Raw genomic sequence first — 7,260 nt, forward strand, 5'->3', positions numbered from 1 at the left:
AGTGGTATGAAAAGGGATATTTCCGTAAGGACTGGCCTGCATATGACGTATATGATGCGGATTCTGTAGTGGTCAGCGATATCGTGGCCGGCAAGTTCGCTATCGTGCCCGGTTCCTGGTGGATTCCGAACTGGCCGCTGAACTCCAACAAAATCGAGCATCCGGATTCCGAATGGGTAATCGGGCCGAACCTTTCTCTGGACGGAAGCCAGCCGAAAGTCATGCTTTCCCGCTTTACCGGCAGCACCTTCGTGGTCGCAGGACATGAGTGCGAGCATCCGGAGGCTATCTTTAAGATGATGTACTGGTCCCTGTTATACACCGCGAAGAACAGCAACCCGACAGTGCAGGCGGCAATGTCAGAGGAAGAGGCTGCGGAGTACCACAGCTATGTCTATACCTGGCTGCCCTACAGAATATATTCTCCTCTCTGTCTGAGGACGAACTTTGAGACGATCAATAAGGCCATCGCGGAGGGCAAGACGGAGATTTCCGAGGATGAGGCTCCTATGAATGATGAGTTCTGGGGTGCATGGGCTTCCTACCTGACCTATCAGGAGAATCCGGAAGATGGCGCCGCGTGGGGAACCTACTTCAGCCGACTGGCTCCCGACGGCGGGGTGGCCAACATGATCAAGACGGTGGAGAGTGCGGAAATCGTTTATAATGAGCTGTATGTCACCACCCCTGCCATGATCACCAAGTCGGGCGAGCTGAATAAGCTCAGGGACAGCACTTTCACCAGCATGATCATGGGCGAGACTCCGATTTCCGAATTCGACACCTTTGTAGAGCAGTGGAAGGCACAGGGCGGAGATGAAATCGCACAGGAAGCCAACGAGTGGTATCAGAGCATCAAGTAATGGCATGAAGCAGGAGCGATAAAAAAGAAACAGAATGGAAAATGCCATATTCCTATATGGCATTTTCCTTTAGAAGGGAGTGACAGCTATTGAAAGAAAAAAAGCCAGCAGTGAAAAAGCCCGAAAAGAGGAAGGGGCTGTATAGGACAAGAGAGCTGCATGTGATGCTGGTCCCCGCAGTAGTCTTCACGGCGATATTCTCATATCTGCCATTGTTCGGTCTGGTGATGGCGTTCCAGGAGTTCAAGCCGCTTCTGGGATTTCGGGGCTCTTCGTTCGTAGGCTTGAAACAGTTCCAATACATCTTTACCATGCCCAGCTTCAAGACTGCTTTTGTGAATACTGTGATAATCGCTTTCTTCAAGATTATCCTGAGCATTCTGGTTCCGCTGGTTTTATCCCTGATGCTGAATGAAGTGACGAAAAACTGGTATAAGCGGGCAGTCCAGACGATTGTTTTCATACCTTACTTTTTCTCCTGGGCAATCCTGGCCGGTATGATTCTGGAAATATTCGCCTATGACGGAATCATCAACAATGCGCTCAATGCGCTCCTTGAAAATGAGAGGATTGCTTTCCTGGTGAGCAACCAGTATTTCCGCTCCATCATCATCGCCTCCGATGTGTGGAAGGGCATGGGGTACAATACGGTATTGATGCTGGCGGCGATCACCAATGTGGACGCGGCGCTGTATGAGGCGGCTCAGGTAGACGGCGCCGGGCGCTGGAAGCAGGTGCTCCATATTACCCTGCCCAGCATCCTTCCTATGGTAGCCGTGCTTACGGTACTGGGACTGGGTGGCATCCTGAATGCCGGATTTGACCAGATTCTGATCATGTACAACCCTACTGTGGAGAAGACGGTGGATATCCTGGATACGCTGGTATACCGCATGGGTATTGCGGGCAGACAGTATTCTGCTGCGGCTGCGATGGGCCTGTTCAAGTCGGTGGTCTCAATCATCTTTGTGGGAATCAGCTATCTGATTCTATATAAGAAGAGCGACTATCGGGTATTTTAAGGAGGTGGCGACAGATGAAAGTGAAGCATTCCCCGTTATATTATGTATATCAGGTCTTCAATACGGTGTTCCTGGCACTGGTGTCGCTGACCTGTATCCTTCCGATTCTCCATGTATTCGCCATGTCCCTGAGCGATTCCAATGCCGCGCTGGCAGGCAGGGTGACCTTCTGGCCGGTACAGTTCTCGCTGTCCGCTTATGAATATCTGATTCAGAAGAAGGATTTCTTCCATTCTGTTTCGATTTCCGCCTGGAGAGTGCTGATTGGAACGCTGATCAACATGGTCCTGATCGTGCTGACAGCCTATCCGCTGTCACGGCCCGCTACCCATTTCAAGGCACGGAAATGGTACATGCTCTATTTTTCCATCACCATGTTCATCGGCGGCGGTCTGATTCCCACTTATATGATCATTAAGAACCTGGGGCTGCTGGATTCCTTCTGGGTATTGATCCTGCCGGGTGCTCTGAATATCTGGAATGTCATCATCATGATGAACTTTATCAGAGGGCTGCCCCATGCCATTGAGGAAGCTGCCTTTGTGGACGGCGCGAACCATTGGCAGACCCTGTTCAAGGTGGTGCTGCCCATGTCGAAGCCATCCATCGCCTCGCTGCTTCTGTTTTCGATGATAGGGCATTGGAATGCCTGGTTTGACGGTATTTTCTATATGAATAATCCGAACAACTATCCGATGGCGACCTATCTGGCTACACAGATTATCAGCAGCAACCAGAATATGACGAACATGACGAGAGAGCAGCTGGCTTTATTGTCTTCCCTGAGTGAGAAGACGGTCAGGAGCGCACAGCTGTTCATCTCCATCATACCGATTCTGGTGGTGTATCCCTTCCTGCAGAAATATTTCGTAAAGGGAATTACGGTAGGCTCCGTGAAGGAGTGACAGGGACAGAATAGATGAAAGTTAAGCCGGAGCGTTGCCTTCCGGCTTAATTTATGCTGACGATTACAAAAGCTTGTCAGGTATCACGACTCACGAGCGAAAGCTTCCAGGGACATTGTGGCAAATTTTATCGCTCGTGTGTATATGGGGACAGATTCTAAAAGGGCGGTACTGGAAAAAGCTTGACACCGGCATAGGCAAGTTCCATAATACAATCCATCAACCAACCGATAGGAGGCCCCCTGCCATGCTGACCAAACTTACATCCGAAAAACAGATGAAATTCCTCTGCTTCCTCTGCTGCCTTGCCTACTTCATGAGCTACCTGACACGCATCAACTACGCCGCCTGCATGGTAGAGCTCCAAAGCGCCCTGTAGATCGGAAAAAGCATAGCCGGACTGCCTGTCACGGCCTGCTTCTTAAGCTATGGCCTGGGCCAGATAATCTGCGGCTTCCTGGGGGACAAAATGAAGCCCCAGCTCATGATCTTCGCCGGATTGGCCGGAGCCTGCGCCTGCAACCTGACAGTGGCCCTCATCCCCAGAATGGAGGTCATCACCCCCGTCTGGTGCGCCAACGGCTTCTTCCAGGCCATGCTCTGGCCCCCCATGGTGCGGATCATGGCCGAATGCCTCAGCGACAAATGGTACAGACACTGCTGCGTGCTGGTGTCCATGGCGTCCTCCGCGGCCACCATCGCCATCTACATACTCACGCCCGTGTGCATCCAACTGTCCGGCTGGCAGTCCGTCTTCTACCTCCCGGCGGCCCTGGGTCTGGCTGCCGCCGCCATATGGCTGGCAAATACCCGCAAGCTCACATCCGGCGGGCCAGTGCAGGAAGGGGAAGCGGCCTCTGACAGCATGGAAAATCCCGTATCCGGCGCGGTAGCCGTCTGCAGCTCCGAGGCGGTATCGAAAGCGGCATCCGGCACCGATGCGGAACCGGCAGACAAAAAGCCCCTCTTCCTCCGGCTGCTGGCGGACGCGCCCCTGGCAGCCATCTTGATTGCCATCGTCCTCCAGGGAATCCTGCGGGACGGCATCACTACATGGATGCCTGTCTACATGAGCGAGACCTTCGGCATGAGCAACGCCAGCTCCATCCTTTCGGCCGCGGCGCTCCCTCTGTTCAGCGTGTTCAGCGTCCTGCTGTCCTCTTTGCTGCTGGGCTTCCTGAAAAGCGAAGTCCGCACCGCGGCATACCTGTTCCTGGCCGGGGCCTTCGCGGGGGCCGTCATGCTTGCCGCGTTTGACGGCATGCCTGTAGTATGCATCGTCATGATGACATTGATTACAGGCTGCGCCCACGGCATCAACCTGATGCTGATCAGCCGTGTGCCCGGACATTTTACCAGATACGGCAAGGTCTCCTCGGTTTCGGGCATCCTGAACTCCGCCACCTATGTGGGGAGCTCCCTGTCCACCTACGGCTTCGGCGCGGTGGCGGAAGCCGCGGGATGGATGCCGGTGGTGGCCATCTGGATCGGAGTCTGCGCCGCCGGGGCCGCCCTGATGCTGTGCGTCAGAGGCAGATGGGCCCGGTTCTGCCGGATGGGCTGAGGCCGGGGAAGGGCCGCGGAGGGGGGTATGCTTTCTCCAGATTGTAAGGACTTGTAAAGCTGCTCCGCGCCATTTGCGGCGTTGCCGATGTTCTGCTCCGGGCGTTTGGCGGGGAGCCCGGAAACCGTTCCGATGCGCTGCCCCGGGCGGCTTGGTGGAGAGCCCGGAAACCGTTCCGGTGCTCTGCCCCGGGCGGCCTGACGGGGAGCCCGAAACCGTTCCGATGCCCAGTCCGCGGAAGAGCGTATCCCGAGGCCCAGCCCGCAGAAGAGCGTATCCAGCGGGCCTACTGCGCGGAGATCGCTTTCAGGCTGGAGGGCATGAGCCCGGTCTCCCGCTTGAAGGCCCGGGAGAAATAGGCCTGGCTGTTGAAGCCCAACTGCTCCGCCACGCTGGTGACGCTCTCCCCGCCCTGCAGGAGCTCTGCCGCTGCCTTGATCTTCAGCTTCAGCAGATACTTATGGATGCCCATTCCGGCGTACTTATCGAAAATCCGTTTAATGCTTGCCTCGCTGACATTGCAGTACCGGGCGATTTCCGGCACGGAGGGCTGGGCGTGGACATTGCTGTTCAGATAGCTGATGGCCCTGCGGAAGGCCACGGCATCCGGTGCGGAGGAGGCGGAGGAGACGGCCCCTGCCTCTGCCAGGGACAGCATCAGCTGCTGCAGGTAGGTGGCCAGCATCTGGGAATAGACAGGGCTGGTGAGGAAGGGCTCCAGGTAGGACTGGGCGCTGTGGGCATCCGGGTTCCGGCTGCCGCTTTCCTCCGCTTTGGCATGGATGAAGGAGAGCATGGCGGCGATGATGTCCTGCTGGGCCCGGGATAGCTGGAAGACCTTCTCGGCCAGATAGGAGGTCAGGGGCCCCTCCGCGGCAAAGGAGAAGATCAGCAGGTCCGCGCCCCGGGGGCCGTTCACGATGAACTTGTGCAGCTCCAGGGGCCTGTGGAAGATGATGGAGCCCCGTGGAAGATTGTACACCCGCTCGTCCCCGGAAGCGCAGACATCCCCCTCCATGACATAGAGGCATTCCCAGAAATTGTGGCTCTCCCCGGGGAACGCGTACCCGTTCTCATAATGCACCTCGAACAGGGAGTACATATCTGTGATCCGGATCTGTTCCCTGACGGAATATGCCAGCCAGACCATTGGACTTTCCATAAGAACCTTCCTTTCTGCGCCCGTCCGCGCGGCTTGCCTGTCTCTGGAGCGGCCTGCCCGTCCGGTGCGCGTGGCGCAGCTCCGGCCAATCCGTCGCCCGCAGCTATATCCAGGATGGGGGACATCTGCCCCTCGGCGCCTTTTCTCCATGACCATGACCTGATGCCCGGTTTGCGCCCGGCGCTCCTGCAATCAAATGAGCCAAAAGTATATATAAATGAGCCATTATGATATAGATATATACTTTTACTAATGCTATGATAACAATTACAGAGGACGCTGTAAAGACATTTTCACGGCTTGCGGCAGAAAACGGTCTGCAGTTCATGAAAAGTCGGAGAACCGTGACAGGAATTGTTTCGCACAAGGGGTGGGAAGCAGAAACGACATGGAGGGATACGGAAATGAAGGACATCAGGATTGGATTCATCGGACTGGGCGGCAGAGGATACGGACTGCTGGAGTGGGCTGTGCTCCCCCAGAAGGAACAGGTGGTGGCAGTGTGCGACGTCTATGAGGACAGAGTGCAGAAGGGCGCTGAGCTGGTGGAGAAATCCGGACAGGCGAAGCCCGCCGTCTACACTGATTACATGGATGTAATCAAAGATGAGAATGTAAATACCGTCATTGTGGCCACCGCCTGGGAGACCCATGTGGAGATCGCGCTGGCCGCCATGTACGCGGGGAAGGCCGTGGCCGTGGAGGTAGGCGGGGCCTATGAAATCAAGGACTGTTACGACCTGGTGGAGGCCTATGAGAAGACGGGGACGCCTTTCATGCTCCTGGAGAACTGCTGCTTCGGCCGCAGGGAGATGATGGCCCTGAACATGGTGAAGAAGGGCCTCTTCGGCGAGGTGGTGCACTGCGCCGGAGGATATCACCACGACCTGCGCAGCGAGATCGCCTACGGAAAAGAGAACAGGCACTACAGGCTGCGCAACTACATCAGCAGGAACTGCGAGAACTACCCCACCCATGAGCTGGGGCCCATCGCCAAGGTGCTGGACATCAACCATGGCAACCGGATGCTGACCCTGAGCTCCACCGCCTCCAAAGCCGCAGGGCTGCGGGATTATGTCAGGGCCAACAAGAGCGACGACCAGCGCCTGATGAATGAGACCTTCGCCCAGGGGGATGTGGTGACTACGGTGATCAAATGCGCCAGGGGAGAGACCATCGTGCTGACGCTGGACACCACTCTGCCCAGGTACTACAGCCGTGGCTTCAACGTCAGGGGCACCAAGGGCATGTACGAGGAGGTCACGGATTCTGTTTTCCTGGACAGCCCGGTTCTTCCGGACAGGAAAGAGGACAGCGACCATGATTTCGACTGGCTGAAGCACTGCGTGGGCAACGCCAGGGACTATGAGGAGGAGTACGACCATCCGGTGTGGAAGAAATATATCCAGGAGGGCATCAAGGGCGGCCATGACGGCATGGACTGGCTGGAGTTCGAGACCTTCTTCCGCTGCCTGCGGGAGGATGCTCCCATGCCGGTGGACGTATACGACGCGGCCAGCTGGATGGCGGTGACGGCCCTCTCCGAGATGTCCATCGCAAAGGGCGGCGTACTGGTGGATTTCCCTGATTTTACAGGCGGAAAGTGGCATATGGTCGTGGATGAGAATGAACGGGAGAGGTTATGAGCAGAGAAATGAATCGGAATGAGATATTAGGGCACTTTCAGATCGGCGCGGTGACGGAAGGCTATGGCAACGGCCATATCAATGATACCTATCTGGTC

6 protein-coding genes and 2 pseudogenes (1 of these 8 only partly in view) are annotated in these 7,260 nt (G+C 56.1%); 7 read left to right on the plus strand and 1 reads right to left on the minus strand.

From position 1 onward, the window contains the following. The 5 genes and pseudogenes from Q2B33_RS12525 to Q2B33_RS12545 all read left to right on the plus strand — a co-directional run. A pseudogene (locus Q2B33_RS12525) lies at positions 1–863 on the plus strand (hypothetical protein); the annotation flags it as partial. A 110-nt stretch (positions 864–973) separates the two neighbouring features. After that, the gene (locus Q2B33_RS12530; RefSeq protein ID WP_300815319.1) at positions 974–1,885 is read left to right on the plus strand and encodes a sugar ABC transporter permease; all 912 of its coding nucleotides are present in this window, start codon (positions 974–976) and stop codon (positions 1,883–1,885) included. A 14-nt stretch (positions 1,886–1,899) separates the two neighbouring features. Next, positions 1,900–2,790: a carbohydrate ABC transporter permease gene (locus Q2B33_RS12535; RefSeq protein ID WP_300564228.1), complete on the plus strand. Its 891-nt coding sequence runs from the start codon at positions 1,900–1,902 to the stop codon at positions 2,788–2,790. A gap of 247 nt (positions 2,791–3,037) precedes the next feature. Continuing rightward, on the plus strand, positions 3,038–3,169 hold the full coding sequence (locus Q2B33_RS12540) for a hypothetical protein (RefSeq protein ID WP_300564226.1): 132 nt from the start codon (positions 3,038–3,040) through the stop codon (positions 3,167–3,169). A gap of 12 nt (positions 3,170–3,181) precedes the next feature. After that, a complete protein-coding gene (locus Q2B33_RS12545; protein ID WP_300564395.1) occupies positions 3,182–4,354 on the plus strand; it encodes an MFS transporter in 1,173 nt (390 codons plus the stop codon). Between the two features lie 286 nt (positions 4,355–4,640). Here the strand turns inward: Q2B33_RS12545 and Q2B33_RS12550 are convergent, their stop codons facing one another. Then, positions 4,641–5,516, minus strand: a complete 876-nt coding sequence (locus Q2B33_RS12550; RefSeq protein ID WP_300564224.1) for an AraC family transcriptional regulator — start codon at positions 5,514–5,516, stop codon at positions 4,641–4,643. A 404-nt stretch (positions 5,517–5,920) separates the two neighbouring features. Between Q2B33_RS12550 and Q2B33_RS12555 the strand changes: the two genes are divergently transcribed. Both Q2B33_RS12555 and Q2B33_RS12560 read left to right on the plus strand, forming a co-directional pair. Continuing rightward, positions 5,921–7,162, plus strand: coding sequence for a Gfo/Idh/MocA family protein (locus Q2B33_RS12555; RefSeq protein ID WP_300564222.1), 1,242 nt, complete (start codon positions 5,921–5,923; stop codon positions 7,160–7,162). Further along, positions 7,159–7,260 (plus strand): annotated as a pseudogene (locus Q2B33_RS12560) (phosphotransferase enzyme family protein) (it continues 1,005 nt past the right edge of the window). Before Q2B33_RS12555 ends, Q2B33_RS12560 begins: the two are co-directional and overlap by 4 nt.

Source organism: uncultured Acetatifactor sp., assembly GCF_948601915.1.
GTDB lineage: Bacteria > Bacillota > Clostridia > Lachnospirales > Lachnospiraceae > Acetatifactor.

Bases quoted from the DNA above. Each gene is read 5' to 3' on its own strand.
- Q2B33_RS12535 (WP_300564228.1), top strand. From the start codon at position 1,900: ATGAAAGTGAAGCATTCCCCGTTATATTATGTATATCAGGTCTTCAAT.
- Q2B33_RS12540 (WP_300564226.1), top strand. From the start codon at position 3,038: ATGCTGACCAAACTTACATCCGAAAAACAGATGAAATTCCTCTGCTTC.
- Q2B33_RS12550 (WP_300564224.1), bottom strand. From the start codon at position 5,516: ATGGAAAGTCCAATGGTCTGGCTGGCATATTCCGTCAGGGAACAGATC.
- Q2B33_RS12555 (WP_300564222.1), top strand. From the start codon at position 5,921: ATGAAGGACATCAGGATTGGATTCATCGGACTGGGCGGCAGAGGATAC.